We start from the raw sequence: 15,948 nt of genomic DNA, 5'->3' as shown, positions 1-15,948 counted from the left end.
GTTCAAGATTAAACGATAGATAATTATTTATAAATTATAAAAATTTTTTTTTCATCATTTGTGTTTTTGAGGCCTCCATTATGGGGGCTTTTTTTGTCTTGATATTTGAATTTTAATAAATCCTGTAAAAAATAAAACTCTCCGTGAAAGGAGAGTCAAAAAAGTATATGGCTAAAAAAAGTATCCTGTAACAATTACATTTCTTGGTGTGTTGTAAGTATATTCAAATATAGATGAAAAGAACAGCCGGATATATGATCCTGATCATAAGACTAAATAATGCATTATTTTAAATTTGAAATTGGACCAGAATATCATAAGTTTTCATCATTTATTATCATACTTAAGCTTCCCTTTTATCGGGGAAGTTTTCTGTTTTTAAGATAGAACCAGTCTTGTTGTTCGAATCGTCTGATAAATAAACGATTAGAAAAAATATGAAAAAGTATTTTAATTCAAAACAACTTTGGCACGATTTTTCAATATATGAAGCAACTCATGTTTAATTTGAGTTTTCATGGTTATTAGTTTTTATCCTCAGAGCAATCTGGGGATTTTTTTTTGCAAAACTTTAATTCGTAAAATTATCAATCAATGTTAACGCAATGAATACTAAGATTCAAAAAGAAGATCTGAAGAAAATTATTCTTATTTTAATGAATAAACTGGAAACTTCAACAGAGGATACCTTTATATTGGATGAGGATTTGTATTGGAACATTTTGGATGAAGAATTGTACGATCCATATAAAAAACCGGAGAATTTTACCATGGGAAGCCTTGCAGATGATTGGGCTTTTTTGCAAAATGTGCTAGAAGGGAATAGAGAAATGATTAATTATGACCTGGTTAAAATTGCGGCCATCCTGAAATTTTTAGCACAAAAATATTGTGAAAATAGAAAACGCAACCTTATGATCAGAGTCATAATTTAAGATTCAGAAACTGGCTATATTTAAAAATCTTAAATACATTCATATTTCTGAAATTTACACTTTTCACCTCTTGCCTTTTGCGGGAGGTTTTTTAATGCTGAAAATAAAACCTTTCTTTGATAGGTAAGTAAAGAACAACTCATTATTAACTGAATTATGAACGTCAAAAAGCCTCTCGTTATGAAAGGCTTTTATGAACTGAACTGAATTGAAAATAGAAAGTATATAATAGTATTTGGTGTGTCGGTTAGGGTTAATATAACATATGATCACCTGCTTTTCCGGTCAAATTAATGCCTGACAGGACTTTGTGACCTAAATAGAAAAGCAAATGGACCGAATCTTTTGGAATATGCAGCTGTAAATTATGTGAACTGATCATTTCAAATTTCCATTGATACTGCATGCAGTGAATCATCATTTCTTGTAAATCTTTATCCAACAGCGCAAGCGTTACAGTAACCTCATTATTGTTTAATGCTTCTTGACTCGGTTTCATTATTATTTCCAATTATGTTTTATGCAGTAACAAGCAATATGCCACAACAGGGAGAAATTTTGTGACGTGGTATCTGTTTTTTTATTTTTTTGCCGGAGTAGAAATAAAAAATGAAACGATATATGCTTATAAGGATCAGTAGGTATTTTTAAACTGTAGCTGATAAAATTTTTACACTCAAACTTACAGCTTATATTCAGATGATTGATATAAAAGAAAAAACCTTTCTATAGTCCACTGAAATTCAGTTTTATATAGAAAGGTTTGGAGGTACCTAGCGGATTCGAACCGCTGTAGATGGTGTTGCAGACCACTGCCTAGCCGCTCGGCCAAAGTACCATTTTTACCATTTTTGAGGTGTGCAAATATAGCAAAAATTCTTTATGGACCAAAGTTTTTTATACAATTTCTTTAGTTCCGATGCTGTTGATATCGCTTTTTAGCTGTCTTTCAGCTTCATAATCTTTTATCTTTATAACACAGGTATTGCTCCAGCTGTCATGGAATCCGTTTTCACTCAGAAAAGACAATTGATCAATCAGAATTACTCCCCTGATAATATTTCTTAAAAAATAGTTTCCCGCAGAAGGTTTCTGCCCGTCTGTCATAATGACTCTGGTACCAGTGATCAGTTTTCCAAGGCTTCTTCCACCCGTTACGGTTTCCATAAAAAAGCAAAATAAAAGGTAAGAAGTGATTCCCATCAGCCTTTGCGTGATATCGCTGCTATTGGCAACCCAGCCTCTGTAAGCGGGACTGATGATCATAAGCAAAGTAAGGATCATAAAAAATACGATGTAAAAGGCCACAAGGTCAATTAAATAATTTGCCAGCCTCGTTCCTTTTGAAGCTCGATGTCTGTCGACGATCTGTAAATACGGTCTCATTGATTTTAGTTATTAGTTTTTTATAAATTTAAATTCCGTTAAGCGTTAATTTTAAAGTTGCGTTGGTTTCTATTACTGCTGTGATGCCATATTCGTTGAGAAGAACGCTGCCAGGCTTCAGGTTGAAAACTCTTCCGTTCATTTTTAAGCCTTTGTAATATTCTTTGTTGAAAGCTTCCTCTATGCTTTTCTTCGAGGCCAGCTCCAGGTCCTGAGTCGGAATTCCGTATTCCTCTTCGATCATTTTTACAATTTTTCCTTTAAAAATAAGGGTAGCAGTTTTCTGGAGGATATTGGCTGTCTTTAAATTGAATTTAGTGGCAGACAGAACAATTTTCTTTTTTGTCTCGTCATACACCGGAATTCCTGAAATAATGGCTTTTCCATTCACATAGCCTTCCGTTTCCGCTTCGATGATCACCCTGTCGTCTGCTCCGTATACCCGGATGTCTTTGATCTTTACTTTAGAGCCGCGGACATCGTATTCCTTATTCATAAACATATTCCTGGCAATATTCGTTGCTTCGGAAAAAGGAACATTGGCAGTGGTCTGCAGAAGGAATTTATCCGCCAGTACCGGAACCACTGCGAAATTATTGACGGATTTTACTGTGGCTGAGGCCGCCGGTTTGCTCCCCGTAAAGGTTTCCGAATAAATATCCATTCCGATATTCGTAGTGATTTCATTTCCGTAGAATTTCAAAGGAGTGATGTTCACACCCACCGGGCTGATTTTAAGCCACGTGTTGTATTCCTCCGAAATATTAAAAGGTTGTGAAAAAACATTCCACGCCATGACCGCATACTTCTGAAAATTCAGCTGGGTAGCCATTTGCTGGTCAATGGTTTTAGCAAATTTTTCCTGCTGTTCCCTAAGACTTTTTTCTACGAGGGAGGTAATAGGAATCTGTATTCTTCCGTAATCCAGAACCGGTTTCGTAACCCATCTGAAACCATTGGGCTGTGTGGTAGTAACGATGGTCCAGTTATTTTTAAAACTTAGTGTTGTGTTAAAAGACATGACCGTTTCAAAGGTAGTGTTCTGATAGGAATATACCCCAAGGGTACCGATTCCTTTCTCAGCCCATATTTTTAAAGGAACCTCAATCAGGAGATTCTGGGTGGTTCCGCCTACCAGACGGATAGGGCGGGTTTTCCATACCTTCACTTTAAACTGGTCATTATTATTATCCGTATAAGAATCATCCTGATATACCAGCTCCTTTACCGATGCATTGATCATATTGCTGATCTCTGAAAGCGGGATGGTTACAGGCATCGTGATGCTGGATTTTATCTTTGGAAAATTGTAAACAGGGGATGGGGTATCAACCGCAGTCTGGCCAAAAACCATGGCACAACTCAATAAAAAAAATAATTTGATGGATTTCAATTCTTTATGTTTTTGTTGTCAGTAATAGATTTAATGCTCATCAGGTTTGAAGCTTTTTTCCAGTTCAATACTTGCGCCCTTCATTTCACCTTGCATCGGTGGGGAAGTCTTCGTAATCTTCAGTTTAATGTACGAAATCTGTGGAAAAGCGCGATGAATTCCGGTGATCATTCTCCCTGCCACGTGTTCCAGCAATTTGGATTTAATGGACATTTCCTTATGCAGGATAGCATTAATATCTGCATAGCTGATCGTGTCATTCAGATCATCTGTTTCTGCAGCTTTCCAGAGATCGGTGTGCAGTTCTGCATTTAAAATATAGTAAGTCCCGATGATATTTTCTTCGGGAAGAACGCCGTGATAAGCATATATTTTTACCTCTTCAAGAAAGATCTTACTCATTGTTCCTGATTTTTATTCAGCAAAAATCGCTTTAATTCTTCAAAATCTGCATGTATTTCTATAGTTTTTTTCTCTGTATTCATCAGATCTTTTAATCCGGAAGGAATCTCCACTTTAATATTTGTTGCTTTCTCCACAGCATCAGGGAATTTCACCGGATGTGCAGTTCCGAGGATCAGGCCTTTTTTGCCCGGATGTTCAATCAAGTATTGTTCCAGAGATGCATATGCTACGGCACCGTGGGGTTCCAGAAGGTATCCGTATTTTTTATGAACCTCCTGTATGGTCTGTAAGGTGAGTTCATCGTTAATGGAATACCCCGAAATCATATCTTTCAGCTGCTCAAACTGCTGCCCGAAAAGTTCCAGAATTCTTGTGAAATTGCTGGGATCTCCCACGTCCATAGCATTTGAAAGTGTGGATAAGGCTTTCTTAGGATGATACTGCCGGGTTTTCAGATAATCCGGAACAACATCATTCTCATTGCAGGCTGCGATGAAATGCTCTGCGGGAAGCCCCCGGAAATGAGCCAGAAGTCCCGCACAGATATTTCCGAAATTTCCACTCGGGACGCAGATGACAGGATTTGTGTTTTCATGCTGTTGCCAATGTTTTAAAGCCAATAAATAATAGATCTGCTGCGGAAGCCATCTCGCAATATTGATAGAGTTGGCTGAAGTGAGAAACAATTCGGAGTTAATACTTTTATCTGCGAAGGCCTGCTTGACAAGACGCTGACAATCATCAAAACTGCCATTGACTTCCAGTGAAGAAATATTTCCACCCAGTGCCGTAAGCTGTTTTTCCTGAACCGGACTTACTCTGTTTTTAGGATAAAGAATCACCACGTTAATGCCCGGAATATTATAAAATCCATGGGCAACGGCTCCTCCCGTATCCCCGGAAGTGGCCACAAGAACCGTTACTTTTTTGTTTTCATCTTTTAAAAAGTACGAAAGGCAGAGGCTCATAAACCTTGCCCCCACATCTTTAAATGCTAAAGTAGGCCCGTGAAAAAGCTCCAGCACAGCAATATTTTCATTGATTTTTTTTAAAGGGATCTCAAAACTGATGGTTTCCGCAGCAATTTTCCTTAAAATTTCTTCAGGAATTTCATCGCCTGCAAAGTCTTTCATACACCTGAAAGCGATTTCTTGGTCAGAATATAAATGAAGGTTTTGAATAAAATCATCATCAAACTTGGGAATATATTCAGGAAAAAATAACCCTTTGTGGTTCCCCTGGCTTTTTATAGAGGCCGTTTTGAAATCAACAACCTCTTCTTTATCTTTTAAATTATAATAATTCATTGTCTTTAATTTCCTTTTTAATATTCTTTTTCTACGATTTCGATTCCTACAGGATTTATTTTTGATACATAGATAAGACTTTCAACCTCAATGTCATCATATACTGATTTCATCATGCGGGCAATATCCTGAGCGGCTTGTTTTCTTTCAGTCAGCATAAAAATGGAAGGCCCCGAGCCGGAAATTCCTCCTCCAAGCGCACCCATCTTAAGACTTTTAGCTTTGATTTCTTCAAATTTTGGAATCAGAATGCTTCTTACCGGTTCTATGATGACATCATTAAGGCTTCTCCCGATCAGCGGAATATCATTTTTAAGAATTCCTGTGACTAATCCTGCAATATTTCCCCACTGTTCAATGGCGTCTTTCAACAGGATATTTTTCTTTAGGATCTGTCGGGCATCTGAAGTTTTGACTTCTACCTGCGGATGCACGGCAGCCACAAATAAATCCGGAGTGCTCAGCGGAATAATATCAATAGGAGATGAGGACTTTACAAGGGTAATTCCGCCATAAATACAAGGTGCAATATTATCTGCATGCCGTACCCCGGAAGCAAGTTCCTCCCCGAACATCGCAAAATGAACCATTTCCTCTTTGGATAAAATGTTTCCCAGTAATGCATTGGCCCCGAAAGCAGCTCCGGCGGCACTTGCCGCACTGGAGCCGAGCCCGCTTCCCGGCTTGATATGTTTACGGATCGTTACTTCAAAACCCGTAGCCAGTTTCAAATGCTGCTGAATATGTTGAAGGACAACACCTGCTACATTGTTTGACGGATCTTCCGGAAGCCCGAACCGGTCTTCATGTTTAATGATAATCTCCGGACTGTCCAGTAATTTCAGTTCCATTTCGTCATAAGGTTCATGGATGGCCATTCCGAGGATATCAAATCCGCAGACCATATTGGCAACGGTGGCCGGAACTTTTATTTTTATTTTTTTCATATTTTTTTAATTTAAACGGATCGGATAATATCTGCAAAAACACCGCTGGCGGTCACTTCAGCGCCGGCACCGGCTCCTTTTACGACAAGAGGCTGCTCAGAGTATCTCAAGGTTTTGAAAATAACGATATTGTCTTTGCCATACAGATGAAACAGGTCGCTGTCCGGTGCTACATGCTGAAGGCCTACTTTTGCTTTTCCATCTTTAAATTCGGCGGTATATTTTAAAATCTTCCCGTTTTTTTGCGCATCATCCACCAGCTTTTTAAAGTGATCTTCATACTCGCCCAGCTTTTGATAGAAATCCTCCACGCTTCCCTGGAGGCATTCTTCAGGCAGGAAACCTTGATTCTCAATATCCCCGAACTGAAGCGGATAACCGGCTTCCCTTGCTAAAATCAGGATCTTGCGCGCTACATCTGTTCCGGTAAGATCCAGGCGGGGATCCGGTTCTGTGAAACCTTCTTTCTGCGCCTGAGCTACGACTTCTGAAAACGGCCTGCTTCCGTCATAATTATTGAAGACAAAATTCAGGGTTCCGCTTAATACCGCCTGGATCGAAGTGATTTTGTCACCGCTTTTGATAAGGTCATTAATGGTCCCGATTACAGGAAGTCCTGCGCCTACATTGGTTTCAAAATAAAAACGGCAGCTATGGTTTCGGGCTGTATTTTTTAAGGTTTTATAAATTTCAAAATCTGAGGAAGCCGCAATTTTATTACAGGCTACAATATTGATGCTTCTTTTGAGCAGACGTTCATATATTTCCGGAACTTCCTGACTGGCAGTGATATCAATGAAAATTGAATTCCTCAGATTTCTTGAAATGATCTCCTCTGCAAACCCATGAATGGAAGCCGGGACCCCTTTTTCGCTCCAGCTGTCATAATCTTTTTCAGAAATTCCCTGGTCTGAAAAAAACATTTTTCTGCTGTTGGAAAGCCCTGCGATCCTTAAATTGATCAGGTTGTTTTCCCGAAGGTAGGCATTCTGCTCAAAAATCTGCTCTACCAGCTTTGAACCTACATTTCCGGTTCCGCACAGATAAAGATGCACCTGCTTGATTTCAGATTCAAAGAATTCTTCATGAAGAACATTGACCGCTTTTTTTGTATCCTTTTCTGAAATTACAATGCTGATATTCCTTTCAGATGATCCCTGCGCAATGGCTCTGATATTAATGCCATTATTTCCCAGGCATCCGAACATCTTCGAACTGATCCCACTTCTGTTTTTCATATTTTCTCCTACCAGTGCGACAATTGAAAGCCCGGTTTCTATTTTTACCGGAGCAGTTCTCTGAAGTTTGATATCATCTGCAAATGAAGAATTGACCGCTTGTTCCGCATGGTACACCTCTTTTTCATCAACGGCTACAGTAATGGAATGCTCAGAAGATCCCTGGGTAATGAGGATAACATTTATTTTTTCATTGCTGAGACACTGAAAAAGCCTGGCGGAAGTTCCGGGAATTCCTACCATGCCGCTGCCTTCCAGAGTAAGAAGAGCAATTTGGCTCATATTGGAAACTCCAACCGCAGCTTCCCGGTTTTCATCCATGGATTTTTTTAAGTGGTGAGAAACCAGAGTTCCAGGAGCATCAGGATCAAAAGTGTTTTTGATTTTCAAGTCTATGTTTTTTGCCATAACAGGCTGTATGGATGGCGGATACAATACTTTTGCCCCAAAATGGGACAGTTCCATCGCTTCATGGTAAGAAATTTCCGGGATAGGTTTTGCATGGGAAGCAAGTCTCGGATCAGCAGTCATCATACCGCTGACATCTGTCCAGATTTGGAGTTCTCCGGCAGAAAGAGCAGCGGCGATAATAGCAGCCGTATAATCCGAGCCGCCTCTTCCTAATGTGGTGGCATTTCCGTTCTGGTCTTTCGCAATAAAACCGGGTGCTATAATGATCTGGTTTGGATTCTTGGCTGCAAAATTCTTTATATTGTTCTCAGTAACTTCAAAATCTACTTTTGCATGGGTAAAATTACTGTCTGTCCTGATCTGCTCTGCGGAATTCATCCAAAGGCAGTCCAGGCCTTCATACTGAAGTCTGGCTGCGATGATATTGGACGAAAGGAATTCGCCATATGACGTGATTCTGTCTCTGATTTTGTCTGTGAATTCACCCAATACAAAGATTCCGTTGTAGATATCTTCTATGTCGTTAAAATGTTTTTTCACGAAACTTAGCCAGGAGCTCTGGGCTGAAATGGGGATAAGTTCTTTGACGAGTTCCAGGTGTTTTTCTTCCAGTCCTTTTATGACCGGGATATAAGCCGCATCTTTAGAAGAAGCATACTCAGCCGATCTGATCAGATTGTCTGTTACACCGTGAAGGGCTGAAACTACAACAATAATTCTGCTCTGTAAAGATTCTTTTTTAAGAATATGTTCTGCCAGAAGGATATTCCGGGCGTTGGCAACAGAGCTGCCACCGAATTTTAAGATTTTCATCTGTTATTTATTTGAATTTGGGAAAAATGAGATTTTTACTCTTTAAAAAAAGAGTACACGGGACGGAAATAATATGTGAAAATATACCCCGTTATGGGGTAGTAGTTGTAGTTGTAGTTGTAGTTGTAGTTGTAGTTGTAGTCGTGAAAATGGAAACAGCAGAAATGCCCGGAATAAGTAATTCAGGTGCAGAAATATCTGATATGTTTCTTAGAAAGTTCATTCTTGACAGGACAAATGTACAAATTATTTGGAAACAACAAAATTAATTGGTCATCATTTCAATATGTTAATAATTCATAATCTTGAGATTTATTCCGTGTGAAACTCCTTTTTTTATCCATAGAATAAGTATATTTAGATGCTAAAATAAAATTGCTATGAAAAATTTAAAGAAAATGACCCGAAAAGATTTAGGAATGATTAACGGAGCTGTTTCCAACTGTAACGGATGTCCTAAAGGTGGATATGGTCCGGGTGGTACTTCTGCAGGATATGATTTTTCTTGTGAAGATTACTATGTACTTCCTGGCCGATGCAAAAGCTGCGTTTTTGTGAGTTCCGAATGTCTTCAATAATCTGGAGAAGAAAGAATGGTAAGAGCTGTCAGTAAAGATGGCTCTTTTTTATGCCGATTAACAGAAACCATTTGAAAAGACTCACTTACTCAAAATCTAGCTGCATCTGCTAGTTTATGTTTTGTTTTTCAAACTTTACCGCTCATATTTGTTGAGCCTATCAAAGGTAGAGGCAGCAAAATTTAATAATCAAATCTAAAACATATGAAAAATTTAAAAAGACTTTCGAGAGAAGAAAAAAGCAAGATCAGTGGCGGATTTACAGAGTTTCAGATCGAGACTTGTGGTGGAGCTGCCTATGTATGTTTCCGTGGAGGCGGAGCTTGGGGCTGCTGGAGAAATCCTGGCGGTACCTGCTATCCACCAATGGTGTAATAAAAAGAGGCTGACTCATTTTGAGGCAGCCCCTTTTTTGCTATTTTATGCTTTTTGAAAGATCCAGCATGGCTTCAATCGGTTTCAGGGCTTTTAAACGAAGCTCTTCGTCGATAAGGATTTCCGGAAGCTCATATTTCATACATAGGTACAATTTTTCCATTGTGTTGCGTTTCATGTAGAAACATTCCGAGCAGTTACAACTTTCATCAAAAACAAGGGCGGGAATAAGCTCTTTATGCGGTGCACGTTTTTTCATTTCGTGAAGAATACCTTCCTCAGTGGCGATAATGAATTTCTGGCAGTCATCTTTCTCCACAAAATTCAGCAGGGCTGAAGTGGAGCCAATAAAGTGTGCCAGTTTTAAAACGGCTTCCTCACTTTCCGGGTGGGCAATTAATTTCGCATCAGGGTTGTCAGCAAGCTGCTGGGCAATTCTTTCCATAGAAAATGCTTCATGCACGATGCAGCTTCCATCCCAAAGGATCATGTCACGCCCGGTTTTCTTAGATAAATATCTTCCCAGATTTTTATCCGGTGCGAAAATAATAGGTCTGTCTTTTGGTAGGGCTTCAATCACGGTTTCAGCATTGGAACTGGTTACGATGATATCACTTTCTGCTTTCGTTTCAGCGTTGCAGTTGATATAGGTGGCAATCAGAGCATTGGGATGCTGTTCGCGCATTTTTCTGAGGCCTTCTCCCGAGCATCCGTCCGCCAGAGAGCATCCTGCCATGGTATCAGGAAGCACTACTTTTTTCGTTGGATTCAGGATTTTAGCTGCTTCTGCCATGAAATGTACCCCGCAGAATACAATCATGTCTGCATTGGTGTCTTTGGCCTGTCTTGCCAGCTGAAGAGAATCTCCCAGGAAATCTGCGATATCCTGAATTTCTCCCGGCTGATAATAATGGGCAAGGATCACCGCATTTTTTTCTTCTTTAAGTTTCAGAATGGCTTTTACCAGTTCTTCTCCTTGAGGGATTGCTATATCTTTTATATCCAGAAACCCTCTTACAGGGATGGCAGATTTAGCTTTTTCTAATGTTTCGGTACTCATATCAACCTCAATTTTTTTTTCATCAGAAACTAGAAGTTAGAAATTAGAAGTTAGATGGGGGAGCTTGAATTATTACAACTTTTCAAAACTTTCATCTTCAGACTTCCATCTTCCATTCCTTAATTCCCAATAAATTTTTTTATTAAACTTTCTATTTCTTTTTTTGCTTCGTCAAGATCGGTATTGATGACGATCCTGTCAAATTCTTTTGCAAAGGTCATTTCTTCTCCTGCCTTTGCTACACGGGTTTTGATGGTTTCCGCATCATCCGTGTTTCTGGAGATCAATCTTCGTTCCAATTCTTCAATGGAAGGCGGTTCAATGAAAATAGAAAGGGCTTTTTCTCCAAAATATTTTTTTAAAGAAATTCCTCCTTTCACATCCACATCAAAGATCACCACTTTTTCCTGATTCCAGATTTTTTCCACTTCAGATTTTAAAGTCCCGTAATATTTGTCAGTATACACTTCTTCATATTCTACAAAAGCGTCTTCTGCTATTTTCTGTCTGAATTCATCAGGACTCAGAAAATGATAGTCCACAGCATGCATTTCACTTCCTCTGGGCTGTCTTGTGGTGCAGGAGATGGAAAATGCCAGTTCAGGAAATGTTTCCAGCGCATGTTTTACCAATGTAGTTTTTCCGCTTCCGGATGGTGCTGAAAATATGATTACTTTATTCATTTATTAATAGTTATGAATTATGAGTTATGAACTATGAGTTATTTTCAATCTGCAACAATAGCAAGTGATGCAGGAAACTTATAACTCATCATTGACAACTTATAACTTTTACAAAACGTTTAACGTCTGTTCTTTTATTTTTTCCAAATCATCTTTCATCATCACTACCAGCTTCTGGATCTCGGCATGATTGGCTTTTGAACCTAATGTATTGATTTCTCTTCCGATTTCCTGAGAAATAAATCCAAGTTTTTTCCCGTTGAAATCTTCATTGTCCATTACTTCCTGATAGTATTTAAGATGCTGGGTCAACCTTACCTTTTCTTCTGCAATATCAAGTTTTTCAGTAAAATAGGCCATTTCCTGGTAAAAACGGGTTTCGTCTACATTTTCAAATTCCTTTAAAGATTTCTGATACCGCTCTTTTACCGCAGTGATTCTTTCTTCTTCAAAAGGAATAACCGCCGAAAGATACTGGTCAATATTCTGGATATTTCTGGCCAGCTCTTCATGAAGAATTGTTCCTTCTGTTTTTCTGAATTCCGTAAAACGGTCCACTGCCGCATGAACGATAGCTGCGAGAGCTTCCCATTCTCCTTCTGTCAGTTCGTCAGGTCTTGAAGTGATAGCATCCGGAAGCCTTACCGCCATTTTCAGGTATTCGAAGTCCGGGCCGTCTGAAGCGATGTTGCGAAGCTCATTGATATAAGAATCTATTAAACTCTTATTGATTTTCACATCATTCGATTCTTCAAGGTTCTCCAGATTGATGTAGCAATCCACCTTTCCACGGATAATTCTGTCGTTAAGAATTTTTCTGATCTCGAATTCTTTTTCCTTATACCGTAAAGGTACTTTGATATTTAAATCAAAGCTTTTGCTGTTCAGTGATTTAATATCTATTGAGATCTTTTTACCTTCAAAAACACCTTCGGCTCTGCCGAATCCCGTCATTGATAAAATCATAGTTTTTTATTGTTGTACAAAGATAAACATTTAAATTAGCACAGTGAAATTGCAGTGGTTGGGAAACCACAAATAAATGCTGAAGATTTAAGATTCCCCATGACCTTTAGAAAACAAACAGATGCGCTACATATGAAAAATTTGATTTCTGTTGTAGGCCCCACCGGAATAGGCAAAACGAGACTGGCCATTGATCTGGCCAACCATTTCAGGACAGAAATTGTTTCCTGTGATTCCCGGCAGTTTTTTAAGGAAATGAAAATCGGTACGGCATCGCCTTCTGAAGAAGAGCTGGCCCAGGCTCCCCATCATTTTATCGGAAATCTTTCAGTAGAGGAATATTACTCTATCGGGCAGTATGAAGAAGATGCCCTGAAAAAACTCAGCGAGCTTTTCCTGAATCATGATACCGTTATTTTAGTGGGTGGAAGCATGATGTACGAAAAAGCGGTTATTGAAGGCCTGAATGATCTCCCGGAAGCGGATGAAACCAATCAGAAAAGGCTTCAGGCAATTTTTGAAACCGATGGGATTGAAAAACTGCAGGATATTTTAAAGGAACTTGATCCCGAATATTTTGAAGTGGTGGATTTTCACAATCACAGAAGGCTTTTACGCGCTATTGACGTGATCTGGCAGACGAATAAAAAATATTCCGAACAGATTGCCGTTTCACAGGATTCCCGGGATTTCAATGTGATCCGAATCGGAATTGAAGCGCCTAGGGAAGAACTGTATGACCGGATCAACAGAAGGGTGGATATTATGATGGAGAAAGGGTTGCTGGCTGAAGCAGAAGGTCTGGAGAAGTTTAAACATTTAACTGCTTTAAATACTGTTGGGTACTCAGAACTTTTCAAATATTTTGACGGAGAATGGGACCTGGATTTTGCCGTTTCCGAGATTAAAAAAAACAGCCGCAGATATGCAAAACGTCAGCTGACATGGTACCGGAAGGCAGATGATATTCACTACTTGCCATTAGGATATTCTCAGGACGATTTTGACAAATTAATTGAATTTATTTCTATATCTAATCAGAAAGATTAATTCTATTTTTTACCATAATCTTATTTATAAAAGTTTTGTCATTTTTTAGTTAAATTGTGTTTAAAAATATTGACAATTTCTAAACACAATTTAATTATGAAAAAACTAATTATATCGGCTTTGGTTCCTATAATATTTTTCACGAGCTGGGAAAGAGTTTCCGGCCAGGAAACCCAAAAGGAAAATCCTGGAAATAATGTTCAAAACACTGACAATCCACTAGGAATTCCGCTTCCTTCAGAAATCAGGAGTACAGAAACAGTGTGTATTCTGTTGCGTCATGCAGAAAAGGAAAATTCCGGAACTGATCCTGATCTCAGCGCTGCCGGTAAGCAGAGGGCAGAAGAATTGAAACGTCTGCTGGAAAATGTTCATATCGATCATATTTATACGACGGCATATAACCGGACACAGCAAACCGCCATTCCAGTGGCCGTAAGTAAAGGAATTGTTATTAAAGAATATGTGCCGGCTGCCACTATTGCTGCCACTCAATTATTTATCAACAACATTCTTGCAGAGAATCAGGGAAAAATTGTGGTTATTGTTGGTCATTCCAATACCATTCCTGAAATGGTAAAAGTTTTGAGTAATAATACGTTGAATGTGACCATTAGTGAGACGCAGTTTGACAATATATTTATCACGAAAAACTCGGCAGCAGCGGGATCGGTGTTTGCTGTTCAGAAAAAGTACGGGCAGAGTACACCATAAAATTTTAGGTATTAAAAAACGGTCCCTGAAAATCAGAGACCGCACTAAAAACAATATAATTAAATTTACTACTTCCAACCGCCGCCAAGCGCTCTGTACAGATCTACAATGCTGCTCAGTCTCTGTCTTTTTACGGAGGCCAGATTCAGTTCAGCCTGCAGGGAATTTCCCTGAGCTGTAATCACTTCCAGATAATTGGCCATACCGCCTTTGTAAAGCATTTCGGCACTTTTTATTCCGTTTTTTAAGGTAGCTACCTGTTCTGTTGCTTTTTGTTCCTGAACTTTCAGGCTCTCATTGGAAACCATCGCATCAGAAACCTCACCTACTGCATTTAATACAGACTGGCGGAAAGCCAGCACGTTTTTCTCTCTCTGGATCTTAGCCACATTAAGATCCGTTTTCAATTGTCTCTTCTGGAAAATAGGCTGGGTAATTCCTCCCAATACAGACCCGAACAAAGATGCAGGGATCTGGAACCAGTTATCAAATTTGAAAGAATTCACTCCTCCGCTGGCTGTAATTTTTAAAGCCGGATACATATTGGCCTGGGCAATTCCCACCATTGAGTTGGACTCCAGAAGAACCAGTTCCTGCTGACGGACATCCGGACGACGGCTTACCATGGCTGCGGGAAGTCCCGCGGAAATTTTCTGCGGAAGGGAAGTATCAGACATTTCAATCGTTCTGCTGATTTTTGTCGGATTTTCGCCTACCAGAATACTCAAAGCATTTTCCTGGATGGCAATATTCTGCTCCAGCTGAGCGATTAAAAGTTCAGTGGACTGCTTTTGTGCTGTTGCCTGCTGAACACCCAGAGAAGTGGTATCACCGCTTTGCCACATTTTTTCTGTGATAGAAAGGGTATTGGTGCTTAATTCCAGGTTGGCTTTTGCGATCTGGATCTGCTTGTCAAGCATCAGCAAGTTATAGTAACCCTGCGCAATGGCTGCTACCACCTGGGTCTGTACTGCTTTTGTCGCTTCATAAGTCTGCAGGTACTGCATTCTGGAAACTTCCTGCTGGTTTTTGATTTTCCCCCAGATATCAGCTTCCCATGAAAGGTTGAATGCTGCATTGTAATCTTCCACGTGGCTTTGGCCTAAAAATGAATTTAAGCTTTTCCCGTTCATGCTGTTCTCAGAAGGTTTTGAAATCTGTGCAGAAACAGCGAAACCTACATCAGGGTACTGAAGAAATTTAGCCTGTTTTAACTTTTCCTGCGAAGATGCGACCTGTTTTAATGCAATTTGAAGATCATAATTGTTCTTTATTCCTTTTTCGATCAGATCCTGTAAAATAGGATCGTTGAAAAACTGTTTCCATTGCAGGTTGGCGATGCTTGCTGTATCAGCAGTAGCCGTGTACTGGAATTTTTCCGGAAGCTGCAGATCCGGCTCCGTGTAGGCCAGTTTAGACACACACGAAACCGAGGCTACAGCCAATATAAAAGTTAGAAAAATATTCTTTATTCTTTTCATAGTTTTTAATCTACTTTTAATTGAATACAAAACTTTGAGAAACCGTTTGTCAAAGCTGTCTTTAGTAGGAGAGTGCTTTGTTTTTTTTTATTTGACCACAGATGATACAGATTTTCACAGATGCTTATGTAGATGATTCTGATAAAAATCTTTGATTTTTTTAAACTTATGTGAGCTTCTATTCATTTCAATAGTAAACTTCAGAT

17 protein-coding genes and 1 tRNA gene are annotated in these 15,948 nt (G+C 39.2%); 6 read left to right on the top strand and 12 right to left on the bottom strand.

The window, feature by feature from the left end; all coding sequences use genetic code 11:
* Window positions 1-656 precede the first annotated feature (656 nt).
* Window positions 657-935, top strand: coding sequence for a hypothetical protein (locus B7E04_RS21350; RefSeq protein ID WP_139785467.1), 279 nt, complete (start codon window positions 657-659; stop codon window positions 933-935).
* 253 nt (window positions 936-1,188) lie between these two features.
* Here B7E04_RS21350 and B7E04_RS21345 read toward each other — a convergent pair whose 3' ends face one another.
* The 8 genes from B7E04_RS21345 to thrA all read right to left on the bottom strand — a co-directional run bounded on the left by B7E04_RS21345 (window position 1,189) and on the right by thrA (window position 8,835).
* Window positions 1,189-1,434 (bottom strand): hypothetical protein, encoded by a 246-nt coding sequence (locus tag B7E04_RS21345; protein ID WP_080780526.1) that lies wholly within the window; start codon window positions 1,432-1,434, stop codon window positions 1,189-1,191.
* A gap of 265 nt (window positions 1,435-1,699) precedes the next feature.
* Window positions 1,700-1,773, bottom strand: a tRNA-Cys gene (locus B7E04_RS21340).
* A 59-nt stretch (window positions 1,774-1,832) separates the two neighbouring features.
* Window positions 1,833-2,321, bottom strand: coding sequence for an RDD family protein (locus B7E04_RS21335; RefSeq protein WP_080780525.1), 489 nt, complete (start codon window positions 2,319-2,321; stop codon window positions 1,833-1,835).
* A 28-nt stretch (window positions 2,322-2,349) separates the two neighbouring features.
* On the bottom strand, window positions 2,350-3,714 hold the full coding sequence (locus B7E04_RS21330; protein WP_080780524.1) for a DUF4403 family protein: 1,365 nt from the start codon (window positions 3,712-3,714) through the stop codon (window positions 2,350-2,352).
* Between the two features lie 30 nt (window positions 3,715-3,744).
* Complete coding sequence (gene folB, locus B7E04_RS21325) at window positions 3,745-4,116, bottom strand: dihydroneopterin aldolase (RefSeq protein WP_080780523.1); 372 nt, start codon at window positions 4,114-4,116, stop codon at window positions 3,745-3,747.
* Window positions 4,113-5,426, bottom strand: coding sequence for a threonine synthase (gene thrC, locus B7E04_RS21320; RefSeq protein WP_080780522.1), 1,314 nt, complete (start codon window positions 5,424-5,426; stop codon window positions 4,113-4,115). Before thrC ends, folB begins: the two co-directional genes overlap by 4 nt.
* Window positions 5,427-5,443: 17 nt before the next feature.
* Window positions 5,444-6,373 (bottom strand): homoserine kinase, encoded by a 930-nt coding sequence (locus B7E04_RS21315; protein WP_080780521.1) that lies wholly within the window; start codon window positions 6,371-6,373, stop codon window positions 5,444-5,446.
* 11 nt (window positions 6,374-6,384) lie between these two features.
* Window positions 6,385-8,835, bottom strand: a complete 2,451-nt coding sequence (thrA, locus tag B7E04_RS21310) for a bifunctional aspartate kinase/homoserine dehydrogenase I (RefSeq protein ID WP_080780520.1) — start codon at window positions 8,833-8,835, stop codon at window positions 6,385-6,387.
* A 26-nt stretch (window positions 8,836-8,861) separates the two neighbouring features.
* On the opposite strand from thrA, the gene B7E04_RS21305 reads away from it, so the two are divergent.
* From B7E04_RS21305 to B7E04_RS22295, 3 genes are all read left to right on the top strand, one after another.
* Window positions 8,862-9,104, top strand: a complete 243-nt coding sequence (locus B7E04_RS21305; RefSeq protein WP_080780519.1) for a hypothetical protein — start codon at window positions 8,862-8,864, stop codon at window positions 9,102-9,104.
* Between the two features lie 111 nt (window positions 9,105-9,215).
* On the top strand, window positions 9,216-9,413 hold the full coding sequence (locus tag B7E04_RS21300; RefSeq protein WP_080780518.1) for a hypothetical protein: 198 nt from the start codon (window positions 9,216-9,218) through the stop codon (window positions 9,411-9,413).
* 204 nt (window positions 9,414-9,617) lie between these two features.
* Complete coding sequence (locus B7E04_RS22295) at window positions 9,618-9,788, top strand: bacteriocin-like protein (protein WP_165439486.1); 171 nt, start codon at window positions 9,618-9,620, stop codon at window positions 9,786-9,788.
* Between the two features lie 40 nt (window positions 9,789-9,828).
* On the opposite strand, the gene nadA is transcribed toward B7E04_RS22295, so the two are convergent.
* From nadA to B7E04_RS21285, 3 genes are all read right to left on the bottom strand, one after another.
* A complete protein-coding gene (nadA, locus tag B7E04_RS21295; protein ID WP_062649784.1) occupies window positions 9,829-10,848 on the bottom strand; it encodes a quinolinate synthase NadA in 1,020 nt (339 codons plus the stop codon).
* Between the two features lie 119 nt (window positions 10,849-10,967).
* Window positions 10,968-11,531 (bottom strand): guanylate kinase, encoded by a 564-nt coding sequence (gene gmk, locus B7E04_RS21290; RefSeq protein ID WP_080780517.1) that lies wholly within the window; start codon window positions 11,529-11,531, stop codon window positions 10,968-10,970.
* A gap of 108 nt (window positions 11,532-11,639) precedes the next feature.
* On the bottom strand, window positions 11,640-12,497 hold the full coding sequence (locus B7E04_RS21285; RefSeq protein ID WP_062649780.1) for a YicC/YloC family endoribonuclease: 858 nt from the start codon (window positions 12,495-12,497) through the stop codon (window positions 11,640-11,642).
* A gap of 132 nt (window positions 12,498-12,629) precedes the next feature.
* Here B7E04_RS21285 and miaA point away from each other — a divergent pair, with 132 nt between their 5' ends.
* Entirely contained in the window at window positions 12,630-13,547 is a 918-nt protein-coding gene (miaA, locus tag B7E04_RS21280; RefSeq protein WP_080780516.1) for a tRNA (adenosine(37)-N6)-dimethylallyltransferase MiaA, read from the top strand.
* A 96-nt stretch (window positions 13,548-13,643) separates the two neighbouring features.
* A complete protein-coding gene (locus B7E04_RS21275) occupies window positions 13,644-14,261 on the top strand; it encodes a SixA phosphatase family protein (RefSeq protein WP_080780515.1) in 618 nt (205 codons plus the stop codon).
* Window positions 14,262-14,329: 68 nt separating this feature from the next.
* Here the strand turns inward: B7E04_RS21275 and B7E04_RS21270 are convergent, their stop codons facing one another.
* Entirely contained in the window at window positions 14,330-15,742 is a 1,413-nt protein-coding gene (locus tag B7E04_RS21270) for an efflux transporter outer membrane subunit (RefSeq protein WP_080780514.1), read from the bottom strand.
* Window positions 15,743-15,948: the final 206 nt, after the last annotated feature.

Source organism: Chryseobacterium phocaeense (assembly GCF_900169075.1).
Classification (GTDB): domain Bacteria; phylum Bacteroidota; class Bacteroidia; order Flavobacteriales; family Weeksellaceae; genus Chryseobacterium; species Chryseobacterium phocaeense.
Note: the sequence above shows the minus strand (reverse complement) of the source record. Positions and strands in the feature narration are given on the sequence as shown.